The organism is Rhizobium sp. AP16 (assembly GCF_000281735.1).
Taxonomy (GTDB): Bacteria; Pseudomonadota; Alphaproteobacteria; order Rhizobiales; family Rhizobiaceae; genus Rhizobium; species Rhizobium rhizogenes.
In genome coordinates this window covers 63,510-90,501 of record NZ_AJVM01000065.1, presented here as the reverse complement: position 1 = coordinate 90,501, position 26,992 = coordinate 63,510, and the positions used below count along the sequence as shown (strand labels likewise).

28 protein-coding genes are annotated in these 26,992 nt (G+C 59.8%); 13 read left to right on the top strand and 15 right to left on the bottom strand.

Annotated elements, in window-relative coordinates; all coding sequences use genetic code 11:
* Positions 1 to 12 precede the first annotated feature (12 nt).
* On the top strand, positions 13 to 1,419 hold the full coding sequence (locus PMI03_RS18535) for an L-serine ammonia-lyase (protein ID WP_007696170.1): 1,407 nt from the start codon (positions 13 to 15) through the stop codon (positions 1,417 to 1,419).
* Positions 1,420 to 1,532: 113 nt separating this feature from the next.
* Here PMI03_RS18535 and PMI03_RS18530 read toward each other — a convergent pair whose 3' ends face one another.
* Entirely contained in the window at positions 1,533 to 2,006 is a 474-nt protein-coding gene (locus tag PMI03_RS18530) for a hypothetical protein (RefSeq protein WP_007696167.1), read from the bottom strand.
* A gap of 149 nt (positions 2,007 to 2,155) precedes the next feature.
* On the opposite strand from PMI03_RS18530, the gene PMI03_RS18525 reads away from it, so the two are divergent.
* The gene (locus PMI03_RS18525) at positions 2,156 to 2,590 is read left to right on the top strand and encodes a DUF1489 family protein (protein ID WP_007696164.1); all 435 of its coding nucleotides are present in this window, start codon (positions 2,156 to 2,158) and stop codon (positions 2,588 to 2,590) included.
* Between the two features lie 9 nt (positions 2,591 to 2,599).
* On the opposite strand, the gene PMI03_RS18520 is transcribed toward PMI03_RS18525, so the two are convergent.
* The 7 genes from PMI03_RS18520 to PMI03_RS18490 all read right to left on the bottom strand — a co-directional run bounded on the left by PMI03_RS18520 (position 2,600) and on the right by PMI03_RS18490 (position 9,171).
* Positions 2,600 to 2,875, bottom strand: coding sequence for a hypothetical protein (locus PMI03_RS18520; protein WP_007696163.1), 276 nt, complete (start codon positions 2,873 to 2,875; stop codon positions 2,600 to 2,602).
* A gap of 129 nt (positions 2,876 to 3,004) precedes the next feature.
* Positions 3,005 to 4,528 (bottom strand): SPOR domain-containing protein, encoded by a 1,524-nt coding sequence (locus tag PMI03_RS18515; RefSeq protein ID WP_007696162.1) that lies wholly within the window; start codon positions 4,526 to 4,528, stop codon positions 3,005 to 3,007.
* 117 nt (positions 4,529 to 4,645) lie between these two features.
* On the bottom strand, positions 4,646 to 5,416 hold the full coding sequence (locus tag PMI03_RS18510; protein WP_007696161.1) for a hypothetical protein: 771 nt from the start codon (positions 5,414 to 5,416) through the stop codon (positions 4,646 to 4,648).
* A gap of 336 nt (positions 5,417 to 5,752) precedes the next feature.
* Positions 5,753 to 6,358 carry a transglutaminase-like cysteine peptidase gene (locus PMI03_RS18505; RefSeq protein ID WP_007696159.1) on the bottom strand — a complete coding sequence of 202 codons (606 nt, stop codon included), beginning with the start codon at positions 6,356 to 6,358 and terminating at the stop codon, positions 5,753 to 5,755.
* Positions 6,359 to 6,759: 401 nt separating this feature from the next.
* Complete coding sequence (pip, locus tag PMI03_RS18500) at positions 6,760 to 7,722, bottom strand: prolyl aminopeptidase (RefSeq protein ID WP_007696157.1); 963 nt, start codon at positions 7,720 to 7,722, stop codon at positions 6,760 to 6,762.
* A 71-nt stretch (positions 7,723 to 7,793) separates the two neighbouring features.
* Positions 7,794 to 8,423, bottom strand: a complete 630-nt coding sequence (locus PMI03_RS18495) for a PilZ domain-containing protein (protein WP_007696155.1) — start codon at positions 8,421 to 8,423, stop codon at positions 7,794 to 7,796.
* Between the two features lie 118 nt (positions 8,424 to 8,541).
* A complete protein-coding gene (locus PMI03_RS18490) occupies positions 8,542 to 9,171 on the bottom strand; it encodes a PAS domain-containing protein (RefSeq protein WP_007696153.1) in 630 nt (209 codons plus the stop codon).
* A 309-nt stretch (positions 9,172 to 9,480) separates the two neighbouring features.
* Between PMI03_RS18490 and PMI03_RS18485 the strand changes: the two genes are divergently transcribed.
* Positions 9,481 to 10,251, top strand: a complete 771-nt coding sequence (locus PMI03_RS18485) for a rhomboid family intramembrane serine protease (RefSeq protein ID WP_007696151.1) — start codon at positions 9,481 to 9,483, stop codon at positions 10,249 to 10,251.
* Positions 10,252 to 10,418: 167 nt separating this feature from the next.
* The gene (locus tag PMI03_RS18480) at positions 10,419 to 10,853 is read left to right on the top strand and encodes a CBS domain-containing protein (RefSeq protein ID WP_012651513.1); all 435 of its coding nucleotides are present in this window, start codon (positions 10,419 to 10,421) and stop codon (positions 10,851 to 10,853) included.
* Between the two features lie 176 nt (positions 10,854 to 11,029).
* Here the strand turns inward: PMI03_RS18480 and PMI03_RS18475 are convergent, their stop codons facing one another.
* The 3 genes from PMI03_RS18475 to folE all read right to left on the bottom strand — a co-directional run bounded on the left by PMI03_RS18475 (position 11,030) and on the right by folE (position 13,184).
* Entirely contained in the window at positions 11,030 to 11,995 is a 966-nt protein-coding gene (locus PMI03_RS18475) for a patatin-like phospholipase family protein (RefSeq protein WP_007696147.1), read from the bottom strand.
* 90 nt (positions 11,996 to 12,085) lie between these two features.
* The gene (gene hisI / locus PMI03_RS18470; protein ID WP_007696146.1) at positions 12,086 to 12,535 is read right to left on the bottom strand and encodes a phosphoribosyl-AMP cyclohydrolase; all 450 of its coding nucleotides are present in this window, start codon (positions 12,533 to 12,535) and stop codon (positions 12,086 to 12,088) included.
* Between the two features lie 25 nt (positions 12,536 to 12,560).
* Entirely contained in the window at positions 12,561 to 13,184 is a 624-nt protein-coding gene (gene folE, locus PMI03_RS18465) for a GTP cyclohydrolase I FolE (RefSeq protein ID WP_007696145.1), read from the bottom strand.
* A 293-nt stretch (positions 13,185 to 13,477) separates the two neighbouring features.
* On the opposite strand from folE, the gene PMI03_RS18460 reads away from it, so the two are divergent.
* The 5 genes from PMI03_RS18460 (at position 13,478) to PMI03_RS18440 (ending at position 17,974) form a co-directional block, all read left to right on the top strand.
* Positions 13,478 to 13,936: an iron-sulfur cluster assembly scaffold protein gene (locus PMI03_RS18460; RefSeq protein WP_034519355.1), complete on the top strand. Its 459-nt coding sequence runs from the start codon at positions 13,478 to 13,480 to the stop codon at positions 13,934 to 13,936.
* Positions 13,937 to 13,948: 12 nt separating this feature from the next.
* Complete coding sequence (gene yidD, locus PMI03_RS18455; RefSeq protein ID WP_007696143.1) at positions 13,949 to 14,377, top strand: membrane protein insertion efficiency factor YidD; 429 nt, start codon at positions 13,949 to 13,951, stop codon at positions 14,375 to 14,377.
* A 5-nt stretch (positions 14,378 to 14,382) separates the two neighbouring features.
* Entirely contained in the window at positions 14,383 to 14,913 is a 531-nt protein-coding gene (locus PMI03_RS18450) for a DUF1697 domain-containing protein (protein WP_007696142.1), read from the top strand.
* A gap of 123 nt (positions 14,914 to 15,036) precedes the next feature.
* Entirely contained in the window at positions 15,037 to 17,025 is a 1,989-nt protein-coding gene (gene thrS / locus PMI03_RS18445; RefSeq protein WP_007696141.1) for a threonine--tRNA ligase, read from the top strand.
* A gap of 109 nt (positions 17,026 to 17,134) precedes the next feature.
* A complete protein-coding gene (locus tag PMI03_RS18440) occupies positions 17,135 to 17,974 on the top strand; it encodes a lysophospholipid acyltransferase family protein (RefSeq protein WP_012651508.1) in 840 nt (279 codons plus the stop codon).
* Between the two features lie 19 nt (positions 17,975 to 17,993).
* Here the strand turns inward: PMI03_RS18440 and PMI03_RS18435 are convergent, their stop codons facing one another.
* Positions 17,994 to 19,124 (bottom strand): hypothetical protein, encoded by a 1,131-nt coding sequence (locus PMI03_RS18435; RefSeq protein ID WP_039974319.1) that lies wholly within the window; start codon positions 19,122 to 19,124, stop codon positions 17,994 to 17,996.
* Between the two features lie 110 nt (positions 19,125 to 19,234).
* On the opposite strand from PMI03_RS18435, the gene PMI03_RS18430 reads away from it, so the two are divergent.
* The 4 genes from PMI03_RS18430 (at position 19,235) to PMI03_RS18415 (ending at position 22,191) form a co-directional block, all read left to right on the top strand.
* Positions 19,235 to 19,822: a nitroreductase gene (locus tag PMI03_RS18430; RefSeq protein ID WP_007696138.1), complete on the top strand. Its 588-nt coding sequence runs from the start codon at positions 19,235 to 19,237 to the stop codon at positions 19,820 to 19,822.
* The gene (locus PMI03_RS18425) at positions 19,822 to 20,427 is read left to right on the top strand and encodes a flavin reductase family protein (RefSeq protein WP_007696136.1); all 606 of its coding nucleotides are present in this window, start codon (positions 19,822 to 19,824) and stop codon (positions 20,425 to 20,427) included. Before PMI03_RS18430 ends, PMI03_RS18425 begins: the two co-directional genes overlap by 1 nt.
* Positions 20,428 to 20,541: 114 nt before the next feature.
* Positions 20,542 to 21,696 (top strand): DUF2336 domain-containing protein, encoded by a 1,155-nt coding sequence (locus tag PMI03_RS18420; protein WP_039974317.1) that lies wholly within the window; start codon positions 20,542 to 20,544, stop codon positions 21,694 to 21,696.
* Between the two features lie 93 nt (positions 21,697 to 21,789).
* On the top strand, positions 21,790 to 22,191 hold the full coding sequence (locus tag PMI03_RS18415; RefSeq protein ID WP_042470038.1) for a GNAT family N-acetyltransferase: 402 nt from the start codon (positions 21,790 to 21,792) through the stop codon (positions 22,189 to 22,191).
* Positions 22,192 to 22,202: 11 nt separating this feature from the next.
* On the opposite strand, the gene PMI03_RS18410 is transcribed toward PMI03_RS18415, so the two are convergent.
* The 3 genes from PMI03_RS18410 to parE all read right to left on the bottom strand — a co-directional run bounded on the left by PMI03_RS18410 (position 22,203) and on the right by parE (position 26,869).
* Positions 22,203 to 23,381, bottom strand: a complete 1,179-nt coding sequence (locus PMI03_RS18410) for an AI-2E family transporter (RefSeq protein WP_012651503.1) — start codon at positions 23,379 to 23,381, stop codon at positions 22,203 to 22,205.
* Positions 23,382 to 23,522: 141 nt separating this feature from the next.
* Positions 23,523 to 24,656 (bottom strand): esterase-like activity of phytase family protein, encoded by a 1,134-nt coding sequence (locus PMI03_RS18405; protein ID WP_007696128.1) that lies wholly within the window; start codon positions 24,654 to 24,656, stop codon positions 23,523 to 23,525.
* 143 nt (positions 24,657 to 24,799) lie between these two features.
* Positions 24,800 to 26,869 carry a DNA topoisomerase IV subunit B gene (gene parE, locus PMI03_RS18400; RefSeq protein WP_007696126.1) on the bottom strand — a complete coding sequence of 690 codons (2,070 nt, stop codon included), beginning with the start codon at positions 26,867 to 26,869 and terminating at the stop codon, positions 24,800 to 24,802.
* Positions 26,870 to 26,992: the final 123 nt, after the last annotated feature.

Here is a 26,992-nt window from a genome sequence, read left to right as displayed (position 1 = left end):
CACCAAAGGTCCATGTTTCTTTCAGTTTTCGATGTTTTCAAGATCGGCGTCGGACCGTCCAGTTCGCACACGATGGGACCTATGTCGGCCGCGAATCGGTTTCTTGACCTGGTGCTGTCGAGCGAATGGCCGCGGCCGTCCTCGAATGTGCATGTTGCCTCGATCAAGGTGAGCCTGCATGGCTCGCTCGCCCATACGGGCATTGGTCACGGCACGGGCAGGGCAGTGATTCTCGGCCTGATGGGCGAACGCCCGGATCAGGTCGATCCCGACCGGATGGATGCTGTTATCGACGAGGTCGAGCGTAGCGGCCGCATCACGCCGCCGGGGCATCCGACCTACCAGTTTCAGCCGAAAACCGACTTGATCTTCGACAAGAAGGTGCCGCTGCCGGGCCATGCCAACGGCATGAGCTTTTCCGCCTTCGACAAGGACGAGCGGTTGCTTGTCAAACGCATCTACTACTCCGTTGGCGGCGGCTTCGTTGTCACCGATACCGAGCTTGAACAGATGCGGGCCGACAAGAAGAAGGCGTCTTCCGGCGAACGCATTCCGTTCCCCTTTTCCACTGCCAAGCAGATGCTTGATATGGCCGAGCGTTCCGGTCTCTCGATAGCACAGATGAAGCGCGCCAATGAAGAGACGCGTATGAGCAGCGATGAACTCGATGCCGGGCTCGATCGTATCTGGACGGCGATGAGCAGCTGCATCGATCGCGGCTTGAAGGTCGATGGCATCATGCCGGGCGGCCTGAAGGTGCGCCGTCGCGCCCGCTCCATCCATGACAAGCTGCAGGAGGAATGGCGCAGCAACCGCATCAATCCGCTGCTCGCCAACGACTGGCTGAGCGTCTACGCCATGGCCGTCAATGAGGAGAACGCGGCCGGTGGTCGCGTCGTCACCGCGCCAACCAATGGGGCCGCTGGTGTCATCCCGGCGACGATCCGCTATTACCAGCACTTCCATGAGGACTGGGACCAGGACGGCATCCGCAATTACCTGCTGACGGCCGCCGCCGTCGGCGGCATCATCAAGCACAATGCCTCGATCTCCGGCGCCGAAGTCGGCTGTCAGGGCGAGGTGGGTTCGGCGGCTGCAATGGCGGCTGCAGGACTTGCCGCCGTCATGGGCGCGTCTCCGGAGCAGATCGAAAATGCCGCCGAAATCGCCCTCGAACACCATCTCGGCATGACCTGCGACCCCGTCGCGGGTCTCGTGCAGGTGCCCTGCATCGAGCGCAACGCGCTTGGTGCCGTCAAGGCCGTGACCGCCGCATCATTGGCCCTCAAGGGCGATGGCCAGCATTTCGTGCCGCTTGACGCCTGTATCGAAACCATGCGCCAGACCGGCTACGACATGAGCGAGAAGTACAAGGAGACGTCGACAGGCGGTCTCGCGGTGAATGTCGTCGAATGTTGAATCAGAATATTAGAGGCATTGCTTCACGCAACAGGTGAGGTGGGCAATGAGGGCCGGCTAACGGTTAGCTTTCAAACCGCCCAACCGAGTTCTTTTCCTGTAGTTCTTTAGCATCAACGGTCTTTACCCTGCGAATGCAGGATCATCGTGGCTAAACGCCGTTGTAAAGCGGGCGGTTCGAACTCCATCCGCACGGAGCCAAGAGCGTAGCACATTGCCGCCGTGAACGGCATCCAAGGTCCCAATAGATCAAGCAGAGCATCGGACATCATATTCTCCAGCGGCCCGACACCCAATTGACCGAGTGCTTGCTTGTGATCGGGCAGGCGGGCTTGCGCGATAATGGCAAGGACCCGTTTCAAGACGACGTCCGCCTCGCGTGACGAATAATCGTTCGTTGACCACCAATACGTTTCGGGATCAGCGAGATAAGCTTGAACATAGGCGTCTGCGCTGACGGGTGGTTGTTCCATTTCCGGCAGATCCGCCCATGACGTATCCGATGCAATTTCATGTGGCGTGAAGGCATTATCCGACAAGGCATCCGGGCGGTGTTTTTTCGACGGCTGTTTTCGATGGTCCACCATGGTTACGCCCCCTATAAGCTCCAACTGGATACCAAATCATATTCCTCGATCAATCGCACCACGCACGGCCCGGACAGAATGATATCGAGTTTGTGGACGCGTGACGTGAAAAGCTTGACGCTGCCGGTCAAAAGGATTTCAACGACGTTATGGCTTTGCATCTGATCAAATTATGCGTGGGCGCCGACTCGCTCGAGGATCTGCGTGAATGGGTTTCCGAACGGGCGATGAGCGCTATTGCCGCTGGCCTGGAGCCACATACGACCCATACAACCCGCATGGTGCCGAAGCGCATGGATGAGCTGCTGGATGGCGGCTCGCTCTATTGGGTGATCAAGGGGCAGGTGCAGGCGCGGCAAAAGCTGCTCGGTATCGAAACCTTCACCGATGTCGACGGCATTCATCGCTGCCGGCTGATTCTCGATCCGAGCGTCGTCGAAACCGCCGGACAGCCCCGCAGGGCTTTTCAGGGTTGGCGTTACCTGCCGCAGGATGACGTGCCGCGCGACCTCGACAGTCTCGGCGGCGTTGCCGAGTTGCCCGCGGATTTGAGACGCGAGCTTTCCGAATTGGGATTGCTGTAAAGCGGGCGCTCAGCGCACCCGCAGCTGCACCGGTGCCTGGCCGTTCGGCGAGGTGATATGCAGTCGAATACTGGCTTCCGGCTGCGAATAACGCCAGGCGCGTGCACCGTGGCAAAGCAGGATGCCGATCAGGTCTTTCGTCTTACTGCGCGAACGCGAACGGTTGAGGCCCAGATCGGCCAGCCGCAATGCTGCTTCATGCAGCGGATGAAGGGCAAAGCCCTTCTGTTTGGTCTTTCCCGCGCCATCGAGCGAGAAACCTGGAAAGTTCTCGTTCATCGCCATCTTATATCCCCGCAACACATTACAAACTCAGGGCCGGCCCGATACATATCCGGGACCGGAAAGCCGGGCGTCGCCACGCGCAACCCGGCAATCTCTTGACAATGCGGCACGAAAACCGTGTCCACATTCCTATTCCAAACTTGCCCAGCACTTCACGCCGGCCTTCTTGAGCGCCTTGCAGGCGTTGACCGCCGCATTCTGGTCGCCGAAGCCGCCGAAACGGGCGCGATAGCCGTTGTCATAGGCAACTGCGTAAGCCTTTGCCGAGCGCAATGCCTTGCCGCCCTTGCTCTTGGCTCTGTCGAGCAGATCGTCGGCGCCGTCCTTGCTGGAGGAAACACCGATCTGAACGACCCAGCCGGTCGGGCCCTTCTCAGCCTTGCTCGCCTTGGCAAGCTTTTCAGGCTTGTCCGCCTTCTCGGCCTTTTCGACCTTCTGCGGCTTGATGATCTTCGTATCGGACTTGGAAGTCGAAGCGGTCGTCAGCGTATCGACATCATCCTCGCTGGTCTCGTCCGAGGCGGTCGGCGCTATGGAGGCGACTTCGTCGGATGCGGCGCGGTGCTTCTGCTTGCTCGCAAGCAGCGGATTGCTGGATTTCGGCGTGACCGCGGCAAAAGCGGCGGCGCTGGATGGCTGCTGATCGTCTTCTACCTCGGCGCTTTCGACCTTGCTCGCCTTCACACTGCCAGCCGCCGCCATGCGGGCGCTCGCAGCCTGGATATTTGGTGTTTCCGCCACGGTCTGGGCAATCACGTTGGACGAAATATGCTTGGTCGATGCGACCGGCAGATAGGTCGCGATCAGCTTGCGCATCTGGTTGTCGCGGGCGGGCGTCGAAGCGCCACCGAGCACGACGCCGACGATCGAGCGGCCATCGACCTTCACGGAAGTCGCAAGATTGTAGCCAGCAGCGCGCGTATAACCGGTCTTGATGCCGTCGACGCCACGGACCGAGCCGAGCAGATGGTTATGTCCGGGGATTACTCTGTTGCCGAGACGAAAACTCGTCGTGGAGAAGAGGCCGTAATATTGCGGAAAGTGCTCGCGCAGGGCGATGCCGAGGCGGGCCTGGTCGCGCGCCGTGGTCATCTGCGCGGTGTTCGGCAGGCCGTTCGGGTTGCGATAGGTCGTGCGCGTCATGCCGAGCATGCGGGCCTTGTCATTCATCATGCGGGCGAAATTGTCTTCCGAGCCGCCGAGCATTTCGCCGAGCGCCATGGCCGCATCGTTGGCCGACTTGGTAACGATGCCCAGGATCGCTTCGCGAACGGTAACCGACCGGCCGGTGCCGATGCCAAGCTTCGTCGGCGCCTGCATGGCCGCATTCTTCGAAAAGACCACCGGCGTATCGAGAGTGATCCGACCGGATTCGAGCGCCTCGAAGGTCAGGTATACCGTCATCATCTTGGTCAGCGATGCGGGGTAGTGAAGTGTGTCGGCATTCTCGCTGTAGAGGACATTGCCGGTATTCGCATCGATGACGATGCCCGCATATTTCGAGCCACCGGCTGCGTACGATGCATCAACGGTCATGGTTATCGTCGCCGTCGAAACTGCGAGACCAAACAGCATCTTCGCCAGAAACTTGCCGGAGTGCGATGAGGATGCGGAAAATTTTGATCTGGACACTACTTCACTCTCTGCTTGCATTTACGGTCTCGATTATCCGGCCGCCGCCTCCAAGAACGTCCGTTGCGTTCCAACCTAGGGGCTTAGCGTTACCAATCGGTTTATGATGAACAGTTGGTTTCAAATTTTGGCACCATTTTAGCCGCCGCTCGCGGAAATACCGCCGGCGTCTGGTACGTCGATGAGGCGGGATTTGACGAAGTCTTGGACAGCCGCGTCCATTGCCTGCCAGTCGCCAAGCTCATTGGCGGAAAAACGGTAGAGGACGCTCAGATCCTTGCCGACCTTAACGTCTCTCTGGCAGTCGCCGCTGGTCGCAAGGTCAGGCGAGGGGGGCAGGATGCAGCGAACAACATAATCAGGCTCGCCGGCGCGTGGCGCGGTCAGAAGCACTTCGCCGCTATAGCCGGCATCGGCGCGGAGCGGATGCGCTGTCAGGCCATGCGGACCGGCAAAGGCCTGCCCCTCCATCAAATGCGAATAGATCGGCTCCAGCCGGCCCGACATGTCGCGCGACATGGTGCTCTGGCTGATCTGGAGGAAGATCAAGGAGGAGGATTGGGAAGTATCGTCGAAACGCAGCCGGTCGACATCACTGTAGCCCTGCATCTGCGGCCAGGTCAGATAGAGATCGACGCGTTCGGCGATGCCGTTTGCGCGTTCGCTCGGAAAGCGGATCGTATTGGCACCAAGGCGCAACGTGTCTTCGCCGATCGTCACGGTGATCGGCCTGATGCTGTCGGTGTGGCCCGCAAGCGAAATCTTCTCGCCGAGCCAGCGGCCTCCGATGGTGATTGCCACGGTCAGTGCTGCGAGCACGGCAACACCAGCGGTCAGACGATAAACCAGGCCGCTCGAAATCAGCGGCTGTTCGTCGATCATGGAGGTGGACGACAGAGGAGGGGCCATGCTCTTGCCTTCGGTTCCAACCCGCATCGGTCATCAACGTCGGTGACATATCCGCTGCGGCAAGAGACCCCTGATGAGTCCCGATGTGGAATGATTGCCGCCTTCATGGTTAATGAGTGATTAAAAGTGTGTCGGCTTGCATATTTAATCGCGGATATGCTCTCGCGATTGTCTGGATGATTTTTCGATGTGATGTGCCCGGAAACGAAAAGAGCCGTTCCCGGGACAGTGGGAACGGCTCCGAGGCGCCGGTCGGGACAGAAATCTGGGGACGGACCGGGCCCTTACTCACGCCGCCAACGCTAGGCCGCCGGCGGTCGCAAGGAGGGGAGTGACTTACTTCAAGCTACCGACAGCGACCGCGCGACCATCTTGTATCTTGACCCAACGAGCCGGATCATCGGCGGACTGACGCTTCAGGAAGGTGTATTCGGTCTCCGACCAGAGCTTCACCTTGTTGCGCATATTGTCGAGGACGAAGTCGCCGCGATCGGTGCGTACCGTCAGGACGGCATGACCTTCACCATTCGGCTGCAGCACGACGGTCATCAGCAGGTCGGAGGGGGAAAAGCCGGCGTCGATCAGGTCTTTGCGCTTCAGGAGCGCGAAATCCTCGCAATCGCCCGCAGTGGTCGGGATCGCCCATTTTTCCTCGACGCCATAGAGGTCCATGTCCGTCATCGGCCGGATTGTCGTGTTGACCGCATAGTTGATCTTCACGATCGTCTTCCAGCGATCCTCGGTAAGGATGGCGGGACCGGCATCGCCGCCGGCATAGGAGCATTCAGTCGGATTTTCCCTGCAGAACTGGTAATGGCCGATCGGCGGCGCAGCATCGCCGGTGATCGTCATATTGGCAGGCGCCGCATGGGCGAGGCCGAGACAGCCGAAGGTGAAGAGAGCTATTGCGGCATATCCGCGAAGAAGAAATTGAAAGCTCATGTCCGTGTCCCTTTTTTTATTGGGACCAGAATGACATGCAGGCTTTTATCTCACGCAAAATTACGCAGTCAAATTAAGCACTTAGTTTATTCAAACACGCGTCGAATTGTCGTAAAATGAGAATAAAATTTGAATCAAATTTGAAGTGATTTCCATCGGAATTCCAAAATCCTCCCGCGTTTGCCGCCGTGATTGGAATTTTCATATCCAATTGTTTTTGAATGACTTTCTTTTTAAGTGCTAAAATTGGCCGAACGGCTTGTTCACCCGAGGCGTTAATAAAGCAGGGCCGACGCCCTGTCTCCGCACATAGCAGAGGCCATCCGAATGCCCGGGATTGCCTCGTATTGTGCCATTTCGGGACGGTGCGCAGAAAAATATTTTTGATTTTTTTACTGCCTTCAGGCGAGTGCGCGAAATGCATCCGTCGCCTCGACAATGGCTGCCGCCATCTCGGACGTCCCTGGCGAATGAGCCGCGTTGGGCACGACCACCAGACGTGCCGCGGGCCAGGCCCGCGACAATTCCCATGCGGTGACGACAGGTCCCTCCAGATCGAGGCGGCCCTGGATCATCGTACAAGGGATGCCGGCAAGCCGATGGACATTCCGCAATATCTGTTCGTCTTCCACCCAACCGCGATGGTGGAAGTAGTGGGTGATGATACGGGCTCTTGCGATGACATAGCGTGAATCAGCCCAGCGGTCTGAAAGCGTCGCCCGTGGATCGACCAGAATATTGGCCGATTCCCATTCGTGCCAGTCCCTGGCGGCCTTGAGATGGACGGCAGGATCTGGGTCGCGGAGCAGTTGATAATAAGCCGCGACGAGATCGCCACCGCGCTGGCTCTCTGGAACACCTGCGCGAAATCGCTCCCATTCCTCGGGAAAGAAACGAGCAAGCCCTTTGTAAAGCCAATCGATCTCGGATTGTCGGGTCATGGTCACGCCAGCAACGATAAGGGCTACGACGTGCTCCGGATGTGCCTGAGCATAGACCAAAGCCAGGGTACATCCCCAGGAATTGCCGTAGACCAACCAACGCTCGATGCCGAGAAAGAGCCTTAGCCGCTCGATATCGACAACTAGGTGCCATGTGATATTGGCAGAAAGATCGATCTCCGGCTCTGACGCGTGCGGCAGACTGTTGCCACAGCCGCGCTGGTCGAACTGGATGATGCGATAATGTTGCGGATCGAAGAAGCGGCGGGCGCCGGCGGAACTGCCGGATCCGGGACCACCATGCAGGATGACAACGGGAACGCCGTTCGGATTGCCCGACTGCATCCAGTAAATGCTGTTGGCGTCGCCAACACCGAGCATGCCCTGATCGTAGGGCTCGATTTCCGGATAAAGCGTCTTCATCGGCGGCCACGCGGATAGAGGAGGTGAAGCGCCTCTGTCTCTAGAGAGAACGTGACATTAGAATGACGGGATCAGAGGAATTCGCGCAAGGTCTCGCGCGATTGCAGCGAGAGAAACTCGATTGCGACGCCTTCCATGAAGTGACGCACGACGCGGCCACGCATATTGCCGAGGCGAACAGGCGTTCCGATCGGTGGGCGGGCCTCGACGTCGACGGCGGCACCCGACAGCGACAGATCCATGATGCGGCAGACATAGAGAGTGCCGTCTTCCAGGGTCAATTCGCTGGTGGTAGAGCGCGGCGTCAAGCGATCATGGCGGCGATCCTCCGGAAGGCCAAGCTCATGCTTGTTGGCAAGCCAGGTAAGCTGGGCGGCAAGCTTCTCGCGCTTGCGGTCGGTCGCGTTGATCGACATGCTGAAGCCACGACCATCGACGGCGACCACATTGCCCTCGACCCGGCCAAGATGATCGATATAGGCCACGATGCGCTCATTGGCGCGCGGACGTCCCAGGCAGGTGACATACATGTCGCCGGGCGACATCTCTGTGACCAGGCACTCATACTCTTCATAACTGGCCAGCATCAGACGGCCCTGCATATTGATCGGAACCCGCTGAAAGGTCCGCTGATCATTGCGGGGCGCACCTCCTACCATCTGGTTGGGCCGCGTCGTCTGAGCTGGCTGGAATGAATGCATGAAAGGGCTTCTTCAACCGATTATGTTTATTACAATCTTTAGCCGAACTTTCTTAAGGTAAGGTTGTCTTTGCCGAGGAATGACTGAGAAGTGACGGATGAATTTGTGCCGCGATGGGTCATCCGGCGCGCGAATCGTGCATGCCCGGTTTCAGGTTCAGTACCCGGCGCATTAATCCGCCAAACCGGGCGCCATCCCGAGGGACGATCGGATCGGTGGGTTGCGGATGCGATGGCTGTTCGGCAGCAAGGGCAGGACGGTCGTAAAGCAGGCGGCTGCGGTCAAGCGCCAGGAACTCCAGACGCTCGCTGCCGAGCCATGCCGTATGGGCCACCGGCGTTAGACAGCCGAGCAGACGATCGCAGACATCGCCCGACGAACGCAGCGGCATCAGCACCATTTCAAAGGCCATATGGCGGCCGCTGATGCTGTAGCCGGTCGCATTGATCAAGGCGGGAACCACATGCGTCATAACGCCCGTCGCAATACGCATTGGGTCGTCGATCTGGCTGCCCGCCCAAAGTGCGGCAAAGCTCTCACCACGAATTTCGCGCCCCATGAGACTGCAAATCGCCGTCCCGGCCAGCCGGAAACGTGGTGTATCATTCGGCAAGAGTTCGAGAATGAAGAGCTCCGGCAGGATATGGCGAACCGCCGAGGGCTGTATCAAATTGCGCAAGGGGGCATCCGCGTTGCCGCGCAATTGCTCCCAATAGGTAAATATCTCGATGCTCGTCTTCTGGCGCATGACGCGTCGGTGTCCCATTTCAGTTCAAATACCGGGGCGCTCATCGCCCTTGCACCTTGCCTTGCTTATTTCATGCCAACGCCGAGCCGTTAAAGTTAACAAAGGGTATCGTTTGCCTTTTGCGAGCCTGAATGGGAGAAATATCCCATCACTTCACGAGGTGACCTTCAGCACAAATTCTTTCGGGCGTAGGATGCAAGCCATCGCTGTGAACGCCCGAGCAAGCCGTCCACCTCAGTTGGGCGGCTTTTTTTTTTACGGTCGCTGCTGTATGTCTCGAGTCCCTTTTTGAGGATCTCAGAGCAAGACATGGATAATGCAGAGCCGCCGCGCCAACAGCCAGAAGCCCCGCGGCCGCCGGAGCGCGTTCCGGTTTTCAACCTGCCACCCGTCATCCTTGCAAGCCTGGTACTGCTGGCCGTAGTCTTCGCTGTTCAGAACCTGCCCTGGTGGTCGGACGATACGCTGAACTGGCTCTATTTCACCTTCAGCTTCATTCCCGCGCGCTATGCTTTCCCGCTGTCGCAGCAGGGGCTGGAGTGGCTATGGACGCCGGTTACCTATTCGCTTCTGCATGGCGGGATCGAGCATATCGTTTTCAACGGGCTGTGGCTGATGGTCTTTGCCGCACCCGTCGCGCGCCGGATTGGCGTCTTGCGCTATGTGATGTTCTGGATTTTTTCGGCGGCCGCCTCCGCATTCCTGCACGCGGCCATCTATTGGGGTGACCAGACCCTGTTGATCGGTGCATCCGGCGTCGTTTCAGGGTTGATGGGTGCGGCATGCCGCTTTGCCTTTCCGGCCATGGACGGCCGCCGCACCGGCATACGGCAAGCCCACCTCAACCCGCGGCTGTCGATCCTCGCCTCGCTGCGCAGCCGGACGGTCGTCGTCTATATCCTCATGTGGATCGCCGGCAATGCGCTGGTCGCTTTCGGCATCACGCTCGTTGGCGACAGCTCGCAACCCGTCGCCTGGGACGCGCATATCGGCGGCTTTCTCTTCGGTTTCCTGCTGTTTTCGCTGTTCGACCGGCAGCCTCGCGTTGAAGTCGAAAATCCAGCTGCATCAACGGAATGAAGCTGTTGCTTTCTTGACTCCACAGGCGCAACATTCATCTCTATCGGATGCGCGTGGGAGGAGACCAACGCGGCCGATGACGGGAGCAGCGGTCCGAAACCTTGGGGTGGTTTCGGAACAAATCCGAGGCTCGCATGTTCACTGTGCTTTCGAGATGGGAGAATCGAATGTCAGTTTCCGTAAAAGCCATACTTGATACCAAAGGCCGCAATGTCGTTACCACCGGGGGTAATACGACCGTTGCGGAAGCCGCCAGAATGCTCAACGAGAACCGCATCGGCGCGATTGTCGTTGTCGGCATGGCAGGCAAGATTTCCGGCATATTCACCGAGCGCGATGTAGTCAACGCTGTGGCCAAGCACGGTGGCGAATGTCTCGACCAGCCGATCGCCTCGCTGATGACGGCGAAGGTGCATCGCTGCAAGGAAGAGACCACCACCGATGAATTGATGGAAGTGATGACCCTGCGCCGCTTCCGTCATGTTCCCGTTGAAGACAAAGGCAAGCTCTCCGGCATCATCTCGATCGGCGACGTCGTCAAATGGCGCATCCGCGAAATCGAACTCGAGGCCGAGCAGATCAAGGCTTATATTGCTGGGTGAGGACCGGTCGGGCAGAGCCCGAGCAATCGACCCAGTGAGTCGATTGCAGCGACGAACGCCCTGAGCCTAAAGCGAAGGGCCGGATGGTGCATCACATGCGAACCCCATCCCGCCCTTAGTAAGCGAGATGGGGTTGTGGCTACCTGCCTTTTCAGATTTTCACGTTTATCGAGGCCCTAGCGCGCGTAGGCTTCCTGCATGCGCCGGATTTCGGTGAGGCGAGCCAATGTCTCCTCATATCCGCGTTCGATTGCCTCGCCAGCGCGATGAAACTCCGAGAGACCGATATCGCTGAGGCGCGGGTGCAGCGACAGATCCGGCGGATCGCCGGCAAGGCGGGCGCGTGAGATCCGATCCTGGATGATGTTGAAGGCCTGCACCATCACGCCGGTCATGCCGAGCTTGGTATAGGGTGCCTCGTCGCGGCGTTGCTGGTCGCTGGTCGGCGGCCCGGCATTGTGCTTGACGACGGCCGAGCGACCATAAAGATCGTAGTTTAGGTTGACGGCAACCACGAGCGGCTGCTCGTAGGCGCGGCAGACGGAAACGGGCACGGGATTGACCAGAGCGCCGTCGACCAGCGTTCGGCTGTTGGTGCGAACCGGCTCGAAAATGCCGGGCAGGGCATAGGACGCCCGCAGCGCCGTGATCAGGGAGCCATTGGCGATCCAGACCTCGTGACCGGTGTTCAATTCCGAGGCGACGGCGACGAATGTGCGATCGAGATCCTCGATCGACAGGCCTTCGAGGTGTTCCTGCATGCGCTTGGTGAGCCGCATACCGCCAAACAGGCCGCTGCCGCCTATGGTGAGATCGAGCAGGCTGGCGATGCGGCGCATGGTCAAGGAGCGGGAAAAAGCCTCCAGCTCGTCAAGCTTGCCGGCAAGATAACAGCCGCCAACCAGAGCCCCGATGGAGGTGCCGGCAACCATGCCGACCTCGATACCCGCTTCGTCCAGAGCACGCAGCACGCCGATATGAGCCCAGCCGCGAGCTGCACCTCCGCCGAGTGCCAGCGCAATCTTCACTTTCTTTGGGGGAGCAGGAGCAATCGGGGGAGCGAGGATGTCGTGCGAAGTCGTCGGATCTGAACTTGCCGAAGTCTGTCCGGCGCCCTGACGATTCAACCCCCAATTCAGCATGACATATCTTCCTCCGAGGCCTTTATGTGCCCCTTGCTAAAATACTGTCCCTTTTTTGTTTCCAAATCGTATATTTGGCTATCGCCCCATCTACTTTCGGTAGATTTCGCCGGGATCGAAATGCAAGTGATCGTCGACCACGTTCAGCACAGGCTTTCCATCCTCGAGCTCCACCGTGCGGTAGAAACAGGAACGGCGACCAGTATGGCACGTTGCATCGTGACCTGCGACTACAACTTTCAGCCAGATGGCGTCCTGGTCGCAATCGGTGCGTATCTCCGTCACCGTTTGCAGGTTTCCGGAGGTTTCCCCCTTCTTCCAGAGCTTGCCGCGCGAACGGCTGTAGTAGTGCGCCGTCTTAGTCTTGATCGTCAGCGCCAGCGCCTCGGCATTCATATGCGCGACCATCAACAGCGCGCCGTCATGGGCATCGGTTACGATCGCGGTGATCAGGCCGCGATCGTCGAAACGAGGCGTGAAATCACCCGCATCCTCAAGCTCGGATTTGTCCGTGGAAGGGGCATTGAATACCAAATTCATCTCAGGCTCTTTCCCTGGAGCCCTATCAACGGCTCCGGACCATCGTCATGAAGCGGACCTGCTCGGCCGGATCGGCCTTGAAGGCGCCCGTGAAAGTCGTCGTCAACGTCGACGAGCCTTGCTGCTGCACACCGCGCATCGCCATGCACATATGCTCTGCCTCGATCATGACGGCGACGCCGCGCGGACGCAGGGAATCGTCGATGGCATTGGCGATCTGGGCGGTCATGGCCTCCTGCGTCTGCAGGCGGCGGCCGAAAATCTCCACGACGCGGCCGATCTTCGACAGGCCGAGCACGCGGCCATTCGGCAGATAACCCACATGCGCCTTGCCGATAATCGGTACCATATGGTGTTCGCAATGCGAATAGAACGGAATATCGCGCACGAGGACGATGTCATCGTAGCCGGAAACCTCTTCGAAGGTGCGGCCGAGCACGTCCTCGGGGTTCATGTCATAGCCGGCGAAAAGCTCGCGATAGGCCTTGGCGACGCGCGCCGGCGTATCGAGCAAGCCCTCGCGCTGCGGATCATCGCCTGCCCAGCGAAGCAGAACGCGGACGGCGTCTTCGGCTTCCTTCTGCGAAGGGCGGTCCAATATACGATCGGATTCAACGGCTTGCGGAAAGTTCTTTACAATGGCGTCCATTACCTGTGGTCTCCTGATCCGCATCGCGGATCTTGTTTTGTCGGACTCGCCACTGGTATTCCCCATGACATGGGAAAATGTGCACCTTTGGCGGGCTCCGGGGCGTTCTGGCTGGCGGACAAGCCTGCCGTCCTGCACGGTTTCCCATCAAACTTACAGAAGACCATTGCAATTTTGTGGTCTTCGAACGACATACATATAGTATGGCATTGTCCCTGTGAAAGTGTCCGAACGAGATACAGTGTGTTTTTTGTTTCGAAACACAAGACAGGTACATCGGAGCGAAATCGATGATGGACGAGATCTATAACAGCAAGATCCTGGAATTCGCCGGCAATATCGAACGCATTGGCAGCCTTTCAGACGCCGATGCAAGCGCTCAGGCCCATTCCAGACTATGCGGCTCCCGCGTCAAGATCTGGCTGAAAATGGACGACGGTGTCGTTACCGATTTTGCGCACGACGTCAAGGCCTGTGCGCTCGGTCAGGCATCTTCTTCGGTCATGGCCCGCCACATAGTAGGTGCGACCGCCGAGGAATTGCGCAAGGCCCGCGAAGATATGCTTGCAATGCTCAAGGCTGACGGCGAGGGGCCATCGGGCCGTTTCGAAGACATGCGTTATCTGAAGCCGGTCAAGGATTACAAGGCGCGCCACGCATCGACAATGCTGACATTCGATGCGGTGGTGGATGCGATCGGGCAGGTCGAGGCGGCGCGCGGAAATCATGCGACTGCCGCAGCCGTTTCATAAAGACGGCGAGCCATGTGCTATCTCTGTTCCATTCAAGAAGACGATGATGAGGGAGGCGCCGCTGCAGGCTCCAGCGGCTTGAGGCGCGGCGAGACAGCATTTCGCGACAATGCTAAACCCCTGCATTCCCGCAACTATTCCGGCCCCTTCCGCAAGACACCCGATCGGCTCTTTGGCATGGGCCTTATCCGCCTCTATCAACTGACCCTTTCCAGCTTCATCGGCAATTCCTGCCGCCATATTCCGACGTGCTCGGAATATGGCTATGAATCCGTCGCTCGTCATGGCCTGTGGGCCGGTGGCTGGATGACGCTGTTTCGGGTGGCGCGATGCGGACCCGGCGGCACCAGCGGGCTGGACCCCGTGCCGGAGGCTCTGGAAAACCGCTATCATTGGTGGACACCCTGGCGGTATTTTGTCATCGGCCGAAAGGCAGCCTGAGCGGCATGACGACGTATGTCGCACTGCTTCACAGCATTGTCCTAACAGCCGGCCGTCGCGTGGTCATGAGCGATCTGCGGGAGATGGCCGAGGATCTCGGATTCACCAACGTCAAAACACTGGTCGCGACCGGCAATCTGGTCTTCGAGGCTGGCGAGCAACCGATTGCAGCAATCGAAACTCAACTCGAAGCAGGCTTTGCGAAGACTTTCAGCAAGCGCGTCGACATCATCGCCCGCGATGCTGCGACATGGATGAAGCTTGTCGCCGGCAGTCCGTTCGCAGATGGCGAGGGCAGCGAGGTGGCCGTCCGCGTCATGCGCAAACCGCTCGATCCGTCGGTGATCGAAGTATTGGAAAAGCGCAGAAGCGACCCGGAGCGACTGGCCGTGGTCGACGGCGATCTATGGATCGATTTCGGCGGCAAAGCGAGCGAAACGCGCCTGTTGTCCTCCCTCACCACCAAACGCCTCGGCGTTGGCACATTGCGCAACTGGAATACGGTACTCGGAGTGGCCCGGATGATCGGCTCGTAAGCCTCTTTTCCTTTACTAAACGGCGAAATATCGCTATCAGGCGACCGCGTTCAACAACATTGATTGACCGCATCTGTTGAAACCACCCGCATTCGTTGGCGGGACTGGACAAGGAGAATTTCGATGTCCCAATCCGTTTCCCTGACATTTCCCGATGGTTCCGTGCGCAGCTACGATGCTGGCGCAACCGGCCGGGATGTCGCCGAATCCATTTCGAAGTCGCTTGCCAAGAAGGCCGTCGCCATTGCGATTGACGGCACCGTGCGCGACCTTTCCGAGCCGGTAGCCGACGGCAAGATCGAGATCATCACCCGCAACGACGACCGCGCGCTGGAACTGATCCGGCATGACGCGGCGCATGTGATGGCGGAAGCCGTGCAGGAGCTTTGGCCCGGCACGCAGGTAACCATCGGCCCGGTGATCGAAAACGGCTTCTACTACGACTTTGCCAAGAACGAGCCCTTCACGCCCGACGACCTGCCGGTCATCGAGAAGAAAATGCGCGAGATCATCCAGCGCAATAAGCCCTTCACCAGGCAGATCTGGTCGCGCGAAAAGGCGAAACAGGTCTTTGCCGACAAGGGCGAGCGCTACAAGGTCGAGCTTGTCGACGCCATTCCCGAGGGACAGGACCTGAAGATCTACTATCAGGGCGATTGGTTCGACCTCTGCCGTGGGCCGCATATGGCCTCCACCGGCCAGATCGGCACGGCCTTCAAGCTGATGAAGGTGGCCGGCGCCTACTGGCGTGGCGACAGCAACAATCCGATGCTGACCCGCATCTATGGCACGGCCTTTGCCGAGCAGGCCGATCTCGACAACTATCTGCATATCCTCGCCGAGGCCGAGAAGCGCGATCACCGCCGTCTCGGCCGCGAAATGGACCTGTTCCATTTCCAGGAAGAGGGTCCGGGCGTCGTCTTCTGGCATGGCAAGGGCTGGCGCATCTTCCAGACGCTGGTCTCCTACATGCGCCGCCGTCTGGAGGGCGACTACCAGGAAGTCAACGCGCCGCAGGTGCTCGACAAGTCGCTCTGGGAAACCTCCGGTCACTGGGGCTGGTATCGCGACAACATGTTCAAGGTGACGGTTGCCGGCGATGACACCGACGACGATCGCGTCTTCGCGCTGAAGCCGATGAACTGCCCCGGCCACATCCAGATCTTCAAGCATGGCTTGAAGTCTTACCGAGAACTGCCGATCCGGCTTGCGGAATTCGGCAATGTGCATCGTTATGAACCTTCGGGCGCGCTTCACGGTCTGATGCGCGTGCGCGGCTTTACGCAGGACGATGCGCATATCTTCTGCACCGACGAGCAGATGGCGGCCGAATGCCTGAAGATCAACGACCTGATCCTCTCGGTCTATGAAGACTTCGGTTTCGAGGAAGTCGTCGTCAAGCTTTCGACCCGTCCTGAAAAGCGCGTCGGCGACGATGCGCTCTGGGATCGCGCTGAAAGCGTGATGATGGAGGTCCTGAAAACCATCGAGGCACAGTCCGGCGGCCGCATCAAGACCGGCATCCTGCCGGGCGAAGGCGCGTTCTACGGACCGAAGTTCGAATATACGCTGAAGGATGCCATCGGCCGTGAATGGCAGTGCGGCACGACGCAGGTCGATTTCAACCTGCCGGAACGCTTCGGCGCCTTCTATATCGACCAGCATTCCGAAAAGACGCAGCCGGTGATGATCCATCGCGCCATCTGCGGTTCGATGGAGCGCTTCCTCGGTATCCTGATCGAGAACTTCGCCGGCCACATGCCGCTCTGGGTTTCGCCGCTGCAGGTGGTTGTCGCGACCATTACCTCGGAAGCCGATGGTTACGGCGAAGAGGTAGCGGAAGCGCTGCGCGATGCCGGGCTCACCGTCGAGACCGACTTCCGCAACGAGAAGATCAACTACAAGATCCGCGAGCATTCGGTAACGAAGGTTCCGGTGATCATCGTCTGCGGCAAGAAGGAGGCCGAGGAGCGCTCGGTCAATATCCGCCGTCTCGGTAGCCAGGCACAGACGGCAATGTCGCTCGACGAGGCGATCGCTTCGCTCTCGCTCGAAGCCACTCCGCCGGATGTTCTGCGCAAGCGCGAAGCCAAGCGGGCCAAGGTCGCTTGAGATAACAGATGTCGTCTGACGGCGCCTTCAGTGCGCCGTCAGATAACTGACATAGATCTGCAAATATATGCGCCTGGATGCACAAGGAGCGGGGCAGCCCGTCGCGGATTTGGATTTCAAAGAATTATCCTATGCCAACGAACGGGATACGCGCATCAAGCGCTGGTTCATCCGCTCCATAGAGGGCCTATCCGGCCGCGATCGCTATACCCGGCTCTACGATATCTGGCGCAGCGATATCGTCGGCAAAAGCGAGCGTGTCTTCGGCAAGATGCTCGATCTCATAGACGTGCGCCTCGTGACCAAGGGCGAATGGCCGCCGCTTGAGGTTCCCGACGCGCCGATCGTCATCGTCGCCAACCATCCCTTCGGTATCGGCGACGGCATCGCCGTGCTGGCGCTCGCCGAGGAGCTCGGTCGCCCATTCAAGGTGTTGATCAACAACGAGCTGCTGAAAGTACCCGAGATGAACGACTATTCGCTGCCGGTTTCCTTCGAGGAGACCAAGGAGGCGATGGCGATCAACATGAAGACGCGCCATGAGGCCGTTCGGCTGCTCAAGGAAGGCACCACCATCATCGTCTTTCCGGCCGGCGGCGTCGCGACGGCCAAGAAGGGTTTTGGCCGCGCCGAGGACCTGCCATGGAAGATCTTTCCGGCAAAGCTCATCCAGGCGGCCCACGCCAGCGTCATTCCCATCTATTTCGAAGGCCAGAACGGCCGGCTGTTTCATCTCGCCAGCCGCGTATCGATGACGCTGCGCATCTCGCTGCTGATCCGCGAGTTCCGCCGCCTTTCCGGCAGCACGATCACCGCCCATGTCGGCAAGCTGATGACGTGGGAAGCGTTGAGCGAAGGCAACGACCGCAAGGATCTGCTGTCTAAACTCTACGGCGCGGTGTTTTCCATGGCGCCGCCAAAGCGGGCGCTACGGAAAAAAGCCGGCTGAGGCAAAGGCTGCCTCACCATCAATCCATACTATCGCCGCCATCATCGCCGCCGGCGGACGGCGCCAATTGCTCGTAGGTCGGCAACGGACGCTGCTGGCTTGACACGCCTGGTTGGCCCGACGGCCCCTGGTTCTGCTGTGCCTGCGGCGACTGGACGGGAATCTGCTGCGCGGGCTGCTGATCGTCAGCGTCCTGCGGCTGCTGTTCCTTCATCAGCACTTCGACATCGGTGTTTCTGCCGGCGACGACAGTGAAATCGCGCTGGTAGATCTTGTCCTTGTTGCGGGCGACGGCGGTATATTGGCCTTCGGCCAGCACCATCACCGGGAAGGCGCTGAGGCTTTCACCAACGATATCGCCGGCAGAGGTGAGGATCGACCATGCGGTATCGGCGATCGCCTCGCCACCGGCATCCGAGACCAGCTTGAAGGTGATCTTGGCCGCCCTGTGCTGGATCGTCGCCTCGGTCACCTTGCCGGCCTCGACCTGGATATCGGCTCGAATGACGGCATTGACGGCGCCGTATTCCGAGACGATGTGATAAGTGCCGGTGCTGAGACCCACCAAGGTGTTCGGCTTGACATCGGACATGACCAGGCCGCGCTCGCCATCTTCCTTGGCGTCGCCGGCATAGATCGAAAAACTCAGTTCGGCCGGCGGGATGCGTACGTCGGAACCGGAAACGGCGTTCAGCACCATGCCGCCGGCGTCCAGCACCATGGTCTGCTTCTGCGACATGCCGCTTTCGGGCACGGTCAGCTTCTTGGTGACGCCGGCGCGGCCGAAGGAGACATTGACGAAATAATCGCCGGGCAGGAGGTGGAAGGAGGCCGAGCCGCCCTTGGAGCTCGCCACCAGCGGCAACTTGCCGTCAGCGCCGGCAAAGGGGCTGAAGACATACCAGGAGAGGCCCTGCTGCTGCGGGCCGCTGTCGGGTGCAAGCTTGGCTTCCAGCGAAACGTCGCGCAATGTTCGTGCCGGCGAATTTTCGCCGCCCGGCGCTACGAAGGCATTGAGCTTCGGCATTTTCATGCTGCCGTCGAGCTGCTTGAACTCCTGAAAGGCATCCTGCGCCGAGGCAGCCGTGCTCAGGCTTGCGAGCATGGCGAAAGCCGCGCCCAATCGGTGAGCGGATGAAATACCTGACATGCGTTCCCAACCGATTGACTTCCGATAAAACACAGGCCACTTCAAAACCAATGCGGTGGCAAATTCAAGACCCACTTCCTCCCGCGCATGAAAATGAAAGCAATCATTCCATGAAAACCGATATCAAGCTGGTCGATTATCTGGCGGTTCGCCGATCCATTCCCGCATTTCAGATGGCGGAACCAGGCCCGAATAAGGCCGAAATCGAAGAGATCCTGCGGCTAGCCTCCCGTGTGCCGGATCACGGCAAGCTCGCTCCTTGGCGCTTCATCGTCTATCGTGGCGAAGAGCGGGCGCGGATCGGCGAAGAGTTGCTGAAGCTCGCGCTGGAAGCCAAGCCGGATCTGTCCGGGGAAATGATTCAGGTCGAGCGCACGCGCTTCACCCGCGCGCCGGTCGTTATCGCCGTCGTCAGCAAGGCAGGCCCACATTTCAAGATCCCGGAATGGGAACAGTTGATGTCAGCGGGCGCGCTTTGCCTCAATCTGCTGATCTCGGCCAATGCACATGGCTGGGTGTCGAACTGGCTGACCGAATGGTTCGCCTATGACGAGCGCGCCTATCCGCTCCTCGGCGTCCAGCCGGGCGAAAAGGTCGCCGGCTTCATCCATATCGGCTCCTCCGACTTCCCGCCGATAGAACGGCCACGCCCGGAACTGACGGAAACCGTGACCTGGGTTGGCGGCGAGGGGGCGTAATGTTCTACACGACCGACACCAATCAGCATGGTCTGGCTCACGATCCCTTCAAGGCGATCGTCACGCCGCGCCCGATCGGCTGGATCGGCAGCAAGGGCAGGGATGGTTCTATCAACCTGTCACCCTACTCCTTCTTCAACGCTGTCAGCGATCGACCGAAGCTGGTGATGTTTTCCTCGACGGGCCGCAAGGACAGCGCCCGCAATGTCGAGGAAACCGGTGTCTTCACCGCCAATCTGGTCAGCCGCAACCTTGTGGAAAAAATGAACCATTCATCCATTTCCGTGCCTTACGGCACCAATGAGTTCGCGCTGGCCGGCCTGACGGCCGAGCCGGGCCGACTGGTGGATGCGCCCTATGTCGGCGAAGCCTTTGCCGTCCTCGAATGCCGGGTAACGGAGATCATGCGACCCAAGGACCTCAACGGAGAGCCGACGGACAACGTCATGGTTTTCGGCCAGGTCGTCGGCATCCATATCGATGAAGCGATCATTCGCGACGGCCGGCTCGACATGGCGCTTGCCCGGCCCGTCGCGCGCATGGGCTATATGGACTACAGCGAAGGCAGCGATGTCTTCGAACTGGTGCGGCCAAAGACGCCGTGACGCTAGCGGGCGCCGGTTCGCGCATTAGTGGTTAATAAATAAGGTAAACGGCCCGTAAACCTTTCGCCGTTAGCGTGTCCCTCATGAGTTTGCGGGGCAAGAATCGTCCCGACGATATCGGGGCATTACGTGATCATAGAAGCATTTCTTCGCTGGGCTGAGACCGCCAAGGCAGAGGGCAGGGCAAGGGCGGCCAATGCCCTCGGTCGTGCCTATCTGCAATCGGCAATGCCGGCGGGAGAGCGCGAGGCCGCCGAAATGGCGATGACCTATCTGCTTGATGATCCTTCGCCCCGCGTCCGCCTGTCGCTGGCCGAAGCCGTGGCGCGTGCACCGAATGCACCGCGCGGCATCATCCTTTCCCTGGCGGAGGACCAGCCGGAAATTGCCGGGCAGGTCATTCTCTTGTCGCCGGTCTTCACCGATGCCGATCTCGTCGATCTCGCACTGCGTGGCAGCGATGTGACCCGTGTCCTGATTGCCTCGCGCGGACAGGTGTCTCGACCGGTTTCCGCGGCACTGGCCGAGATCGGTGGCGAAACCGAGATTCTCTGCCTGCTGGAAAACGACGCAGCCTCATTGTCGCGCGCCTCGCTGAAACGCATTGCTGAGCGACTTGGCGATCACGCCGAGATTCGCGGCCTGCTTCTTGCCCGCGACGCACTGCCTTCCGATGTTCGCCACCTGCTGATGCGGCATGTTTGCGCCGCATTGTCGGGCTCGAACCTCATCCAGGCCACGATCGGTGCCGGCCGGTTGCAGCATATTACCCGCGAGGCCAGCGAGACGGCGACGGTCTCCATCGCTGGATCGGTTCAGCATGACGATATTCCGGATCTGGCCGAGCATCTGCGCCAGTCCGGCTGGTTGACGCCGGCGTTCCTGATGCACGCGCTTTGTTCCGGCAAGGTCGATTTCTTCGCCGGCGCGATCACAAATCTTTCCGGCTGCGACGAGCGGCGGGTCCGTTCGATCCTGTCGACCGGACGTGTCTATGCCGTACGCGCGCTTTATGAGTCCGCCGGCCTGCCGCGCGATATTAGTGTCGTCTTCGTCGAGGCGACCCTGATCTGGCGCGAGGCATCACAAACATCAGGCGGCGGCATGTTGGAAAATGTCTCGGTCCGGCTGATGCGCAAGTTCCACGTTGCCGAGCGGTCGCCTGCCGCGGCGATACAATTGCTGGATATGGTGGAGAAGCTCGCCAATGCCGAACGACGGCAGACGGCGCGGAGCTTTGCAGCGCTGGCGGCTCTCGCGGCGGCGTGATACTGATCGACCATCAAAGCTTTCAGGATATGACGTTTGCTGACCATTGCCGTTGAACCGCCGCGCCAGGACGGTGTTATCCGCCTTCTCGACATGTCGAGCGCCTATGCCGAATCGCTCTATCCTGCGGAGAGCAACCACCTGCTTGATCTGAGCTCATTGGAAAAGCCTGAAGTGACCTTCTGGGTTGCGCGGCTGGATGGCAATATTGTCGGCTGTTGCTCGCTGGTCGAGGCCGGCGATGGCACAGCCGAGATCAAGCGCATGTTCGTCGATCCGATCGCCAGGGGACAAAAGGTCGCCCTGAGGCTGATGGAAGTCCTCGAAGGGATGGCGGCGGAACGGAAGCTGACGGCGGTGAGGCTGGAAACCGGCATATACCAGCCGGAGGCCATCGCTCTCTACCGCAAGTCCGGCTACGTCGAGATCGAACCATTCGGCGACTACACGCCAGATCCGCTCAGTCTGTTCATGGAAAAGACCCTGTCCCCGTAGGCAGGATCTGATCAGACTTCAGAACCATCCCGGATTTTCAACTGCAGTTCCGGCTCCTGGGCATGCTGTTCCTCAGTGAGTTCGGCTTCGCGAATCCATTCGCGCCAGATAGCGACGATGATGGCCATCAGCACCGGGCCGATGAACAGGCCAAGGAACCCCATAGTCTTGACGCCGCCGACAAGGCCGAAAAAGGTCGGCAGGAAGGGTAGCTTGATCGGTCCGCCGACGAGCTTCGGCCGTAACGTCTTGTCGACGATGAAGAGTTCGACCGTGCCCCAGACGAAGAGGGCGATGCCCGCCCATAGCGAACCGCTGGCGATCAGATAGATGGAGACGAGCGACATGGAAAGCGGCGCGCCGCCCGGTACCAGTGCCATGACGCCAGTGAGAACGCCGAGCGTGATCGCCGATGGTGCTCCCGCGATCCAATAGGCAACGCCAAGGACGATGCCTTCGCCGATGGCGATCAGCGTCATGCCCATGACCGTGGAACTGATCGTCGCCGGTACCACGCGGGAGATCCGCTCCCAGCGATTCGGCAGGATGCGTTCGCCCAAAAGGTCGACCTGGCGGACGAACATCGAGCCGTCGCGGTATATGAAGAACAGCGCGATCAGCATGAAAAGCAAGGTCAGGATGACATGAAAGGCGCCACCGCCGGCGGCAAGCACCGCGCGGTAGATATTGCCGATATGCGCGCCGCTGATGAGTTGCGCCAACTCGCCGATGGAACCGGGGCTACCGATATACTGCGTCCACTGATCGCCAAGCCAAGCCCCGACCATCGGCAGCGCCAGAATCCACTGCGGCGGCGGAGCGCCGTCGCGGTTGACATGCACCGCCCAGCCAAACCATTCGCGCACCTCGCCAGCCATATAGATGGCGGAAAGCACGATCGGCAGCACCAGGAAGGTGACGATAAAGGCAATGGCAATGGCGGCGGCGAGCGTCGTGTTGCCGCCGGTGCGGCGCAGAAGGTCGCTATAGAGCGGCCAGGTGGCAAAACCGATCACGGCGGCTGCCAGCACCGGGATCAGAAAGCCGTAGAAGAAATAAATGCCGGCCGCGGCAATCAGGATCAGCAGCCAGCGTGCCGCCGAAATGGACGGAATAAGGGCCATGCGTGAAGGTGCGGTAGGCCCCAGCCACCGTGGTTCCCTCTGCTTTTGACGTTCGAATACACCCACCGGACTTGTTTTACCTTTTTTATTCGATCAACCGGTTATGGGCCATGATCTAGGCCGATTCAAGGGCCGCAACCCGAAAGCCTATATAATCCGTTGTCATGACGGCCAGACGACTACCAATGCGGGCAAGAGACGACTTGTCTAGGATGGCCGACGAAGAACCTTGAAAGCGAAGAACTGGGTCTTCTGCGTCGGATTGAAATTGTTGTCGGCAACGAAGATCAGCACATCCGTGCCGTCCTTCGCCTTGCCGAAGGTGACGCCTTCAATATTGTCGGGTGCGAGGCCCAGCGCGCGCAAATCCATCACCTGGGACTTGCGTACCGGAACGATGCGCTGATCGGTCTTGGCAAGCGACGGGATGGCGGAAACATCGGTCGCCCCGTCGAGATCGAACATGTTGATGACTACGGAGTTGCCGATATCCTGCGCATAGCCGCGCTCGACCGACAGCCCATGTCGATCATCCAGCGCCAGGATTTCCGACATGCCGAAATCGTTCCAGCCGCCAGACTTGGTCGGCGCCTGCGGAATCGGCGAGATCGGATAGACATATTGCGCTTTCTGTCCGCCCGTGGCCGCATCGTAGCGGATGAGACGAGCAAGTGCGCCATTGGTCAGCGTCGTCATCGGTCCATCCTGATAGAGCGCGGACTCCATGCCAACGAGGAGATCGCCGCCGGATAGGAACGTCAGCCCCTCGAAGGCGAGGTTGTCACGGATACCCGTGCTCTTGTCGGCAGTGGGGGCAAAACCATCCGGCAAGGGCAATTCACGCACGAAGCTGCCGTCGCGATTGGCAACGCGCACGAATGGCGGCAACAGCGCCTTGCCGTCGCCTTCGCTGCTCCAGTAGATGCCGTCCTTGCCGATACGGATCGACTCGGAATCGACCGTGCGAAATGCGAAAGGCTGGCCGTTTTTGTCCTTCAGCGTCACATGATCGAGCACCGTCACGCCCTTGAGTCCGTCGGCGCCGACATCGATGTCGAGATCGTAAAAGCGAGCCGGTGCCCTTTCGGAACGGTCATCGCTGATCGAGATATAGCGACCGGTTGAGGGGTCGAAATCGATGCCCGAGAGACCACCGACCTCAACGCCGTTTTCCCTGAAGCCCGTCGGAATGTCGTATTCGCCGAGATAGGAGAGACTGATGCCGGCCTTGCAGTCACCGAAGGGGCAGGGCACGTCGACAACCGCACCGATATCGGCGGCGCGGGCGGTGGCGCTAAGAAGAAGGGCAAGAGCGGCGGTCGTCAGGAAGGGCTTCATCATGGCGATATCGTTACATCCGGATCATGAGCTGCGGGTTTGCGCCGCATCTATGCATCCGCCCATGACGCTTTCGTTACGGATCGCGCTCCATCGCCTAAAAATATCGGGAAATCGATTTTGCCGCAGCCGCTGAAGCGCGGCTGTCAGATATCCAGATTCTCCGCAAATGCCGCGCGTTCCTGAATGAAGCGGAAGCGGGCCTCGGGTTTGGTGCCCATGAGGTTGTCGACGGCGTCACGCGTGCCTTCGAAATCCACCTCGTCGATCACGACGCGCAGCAGCGTGCGTTTCGACGGATCCATCGTCGTTTCCTTCAGCTGGGCGGGAAGCATTTCACCCAAGCCTTTGAATCGGCTGATTTCGATCTTGCCCTTGCCCTTGAAATCGCTCTCCATCAGCTCCAGCCGGTGGGCGTCGTCACGGGCATAGATGGATTTCGACCCTTGCGTGATCTTGTAAAGCGGCGGCACGGCCAGGAACAGGTGGCCGCCACGAACCAGCTCGGGCATCTCCTGATAGAAGAAGGTGATCAGCAGCGAGGCGATGTGTGCGCCGTCGACGTCGGCATCGGTCATGACGACGATGCGCTGATAACGAAGATCTTCCTCACGATATTTCGAGCGCGTGCCGCAGCCCAGCGCCTGCACCAGATCGGCGATCTGCTGGTTGGCGGAAAGCTTCTCGCGGCCGGCGCTGGCGACGTTGAGGATCTTGCCGCGCAGCGGCAGGATCGCCTGGTTCATGCGGTTGCGCGCCTGCTTGGCCGAGCCGCCAGCCGAATCACCTTCGACGAGAAAGAGTTCGGCGCCTTCGGCTGTGTTCTGCGAACAATCGGCAAGCTTGCCTGGTAGGCGCAGCTTGCGCACGGCCGTCTTGCGGTTGACTTCCTTTTCCTTGCGGCGGCGGAGGCGCTCCTCCGAGCGCTCGATCACCCATTCCAGCAGCTTTTCGGCCTCGGTCGGATTGTCGGTAAGATAGTGATCGAAGGGGTCACGCAGCGCGTTTTCGACGATGCGTTGTGCCTCGACGGTCGCAAGCCTGTCCTTGGTCTGGCCGACGAATTCCGGTTCGCGGATGAAAATGGAGAGCATTCCGACGCCGGAAATCATCACGTCATCGGTGGTGATGCCGGCCGCGCGCTTGTTCTGCGTCAGCTCGGCATAGTTCTTCAACCCCTTGGTCAGCGCGATGCGCAGACCGGCCTCGTGAGTGCCGCCTTCGGGGGTAGGAATGGTGTTGCAGTAGGAATGGACCTGCGGGTCGCCGCCATACCAGGTGATCGCCCACTCCAGCGAGCCATGGCCAGTTCCCTTCTCCGACTTGCCGGCGAAGATTTCGCGGGTGACGGTGAACTCGTTGCCCATCGTCGCCTTGAGATAATCCTTCAGGCCGCCGGGGAAATGGAAGACGGCCTTGTCGGGAACATCCGAACCCGCCGGCGCCAATTCCGGATCGCAGCTCCAGCGGATCTCGACGCCACCGAAGAGATAGGCCTTGGAGCGGGCCATGCGGAAGACGCGGGCCGGATCGAACTTGGCGTGGTCGCCGAAAATCTGCGGATCGGGATGAAAGCGGACGCGGGTGCCGCGGCGGTTATGAACATCGCCGAGCTCTTCCAGGCCGCCCTGCGGCACGCCGCGCGAAAAGCGCTGGCGATAGAGCTTACGGTTGCGCGCCACCTCGACTTCGAGATCGTCGGAGAGCGCATTGACGACGGAGACGCCGACGCCATGCAGACCGCCGGAGGTCTCATAGGCCTTGCCGTCAAACTTACCGCCGGCATGCAGCTTGGTCATGATGACCTCGAGCGTCGACTTGCCCGGGACCTGCGGATGGTTTTCGACCGGAATACCGCGGCCGTTGTCGGTGACGGTCAGGTAGCCGCGCTGGTCGAGATGCACTTCGATGAAATCGGCATGGCCGGCGACGGCCTCGTCCATGGAGTTGTCGATGACTTCGGCGAAAAGGTGATGCAGCGCCTTCTCGTCGGTGCCGCCGATATACATGCCGGGGCGCATACGTACCGGTTCGAGCCCTTCGAGGACGCGGATCGAATTCGCACCGTATTCCTCGGCGGACGACGTTGTCGGAGCTGCGCGCGGGGCAGGGGCGGGAGCGGCCACAGGGCTTTCAGCCTTTGGGGCCGGCTTTTCCGCCGTTTCGGGCTTCGGCGAAACCGGCAGTCCGGAGAAGAGATCGTTGCTGTTATCCATGGAGCTGTTCAGATTTATCCTTGAAGGGGTCACACCCCAGAATCATCACATTTGCCGTCGATGCCGCGAATCACCTTGATTCTGCCAGAAATGACGTTCTAACGCGATGGCGCCCCAGTGACG

Bases quoted from the DNA above. Each gene is read 5' to 3' on its own strand.
- PMI03_RS18435 (WP_039974319.1), bottom strand. From the start codon at position 19,124: ATGTCAGGTATTTCATCCGCTCACCGATTGGGCGCGGCTTTCGCCATG.
- PMI03_RS18535 (WP_007696170.1), top strand. From the start codon at position 13: ATGTTTCTTTCAGTTTTCGATGTTTTCAAGATCGGCGTCGGACCGTCC.
- PMI03_RS18530 (WP_007696167.1), bottom strand. From the start codon at position 2,006: ATGGTGGACCATCGAAAACAGCCGTCGAAAAAACACCGCCCGGATGCC.
- PMI03_RS18405 (WP_007696128.1), bottom strand. From the start codon at position 24,656: ATGATGAAGCCCTTCCTGACGACCGCCGCTCTTGCCCTTCTTCTTAGC.
- PMI03_RS18425 (WP_007696136.1), top strand. From the start codon at position 19,822: ATGTTCTACACGACCGACACCAATCAGCATGGTCTGGCTCACGATCCC.
- PMI03_RS18515 (WP_007696162.1), bottom strand. From the start codon at position 4,528: ATGCAAGCAGAGAGTGAAGTAGTGTCCAGATCAAAATTTTCCGCATCC.
- PMI03_RS18460 (WP_034519355.1), top strand. From the start codon at position 13,478: ATGGACGAGATCTATAACAGCAAGATCCTGGAATTCGCCGGCAATATC.
- hisI (WP_007696146.1), bottom strand. From the start codon at position 12,535: ATGAATTTGGTATTCAATGCCCCTTCCACGGACAAATCCGAGCTTGAG.
- pip (WP_007696157.1), bottom strand. From the start codon at position 7,722: ATGAAGACGCTTTATCCGGAAATCGAGCCCTACGATCAGGGCATGCTC.
- PMI03_RS18495 (WP_007696155.1), bottom strand. From the start codon at position 8,423: ATGCATTCATTCCAGCCAGCTCAGACGACGCGGCCCAACCAGATGGTA.
- PMI03_RS18520 (WP_007696163.1), bottom strand. From the start codon at position 2,875: ATGGCGATGAACGAGAACTTTCCAGGTTTCTCGCTCGATGGCGCGGGA.
- PMI03_RS18450 (WP_007696142.1), top strand. From the start codon at position 14,383: ATGACGACGTATGTCGCACTGCTTCACAGCATTGTCCTAACAGCCGGC.
- PMI03_RS18480 (WP_012651513.1), top strand. From the start codon at position 10,419: ATGTCAGTTTCCGTAAAAGCCATACTTGATACCAAAGGCCGCAATGTC.
- thrS (WP_007696141.1), top strand. From the start codon at position 15,037: ATGTCCCAATCCGTTTCCCTGACATTTCCCGATGGTTCCGTGCGCAGC.
- PMI03_RS18485 (WP_007696151.1), top strand. From the start codon at position 9,481: ATGGATAATGCAGAGCCGCCGCGCCAACAGCCAGAAGCCCCGCGGCCG.
- PMI03_RS18475 (WP_007696147.1), bottom strand. From the start codon at position 11,995: ATGCTGAATTGGGGGTTGAATCGTCAGGGCGCCGGACAGACTTCGGCA.
- PMI03_RS18415 (WP_042470038.1), top strand. From the start codon at position 21,790: ATGTCGAGCGCCTATGCCGAATCGCTCTATCCTGCGGAGAGCAACCAC.
- PMI03_RS18525 (WP_007696164.1), top strand. From the start codon at position 2,156: ATGGCTTTGCATCTGATCAAATTATGCGTGGGCGCCGACTCGCTCGAG.
- PMI03_RS18510 (WP_007696161.1), bottom strand. From the start codon at position 5,416: ATGGCCCCTCCTCTGTCGTCCACCTCCATGATCGACGAACAGCCGCTG.
- PMI03_RS18505 (WP_007696159.1), bottom strand. From the start codon at position 6,358: ATGAGCTTTCAATTTCTTCTTCGCGGATATGCCGCAATAGCTCTCTTC.
- PMI03_RS18490 (WP_007696153.1), bottom strand. From the start codon at position 9,171: ATGCGCCAGAAGACGAGCATCGAGATATTTACCTATTGGGAGCAATTG.
- folE (WP_007696145.1), bottom strand. From the start codon at position 13,184: ATGGACGCCATTGTAAAGAACTTTCCGCAAGCCGTTGAATCCGATCGT.
- parE (WP_007696126.1), bottom strand. From the start codon at position 26,869: ATGGATAACAGCAACGATCTCTTCTCCGGACTGCCGGTTTCGCCGAAG.
- yidD (WP_007696143.1), top strand. From the start codon at position 13,949: ATGTGCTATCTCTGTTCCATTCAAGAAGACGATGATGAGGGAGGCGCC.
- PMI03_RS18430 (WP_007696138.1), top strand. From the start codon at position 19,235: ATGAAAACCGATATCAAGCTGGTCGATTATCTGGCGGTTCGCCGATCC.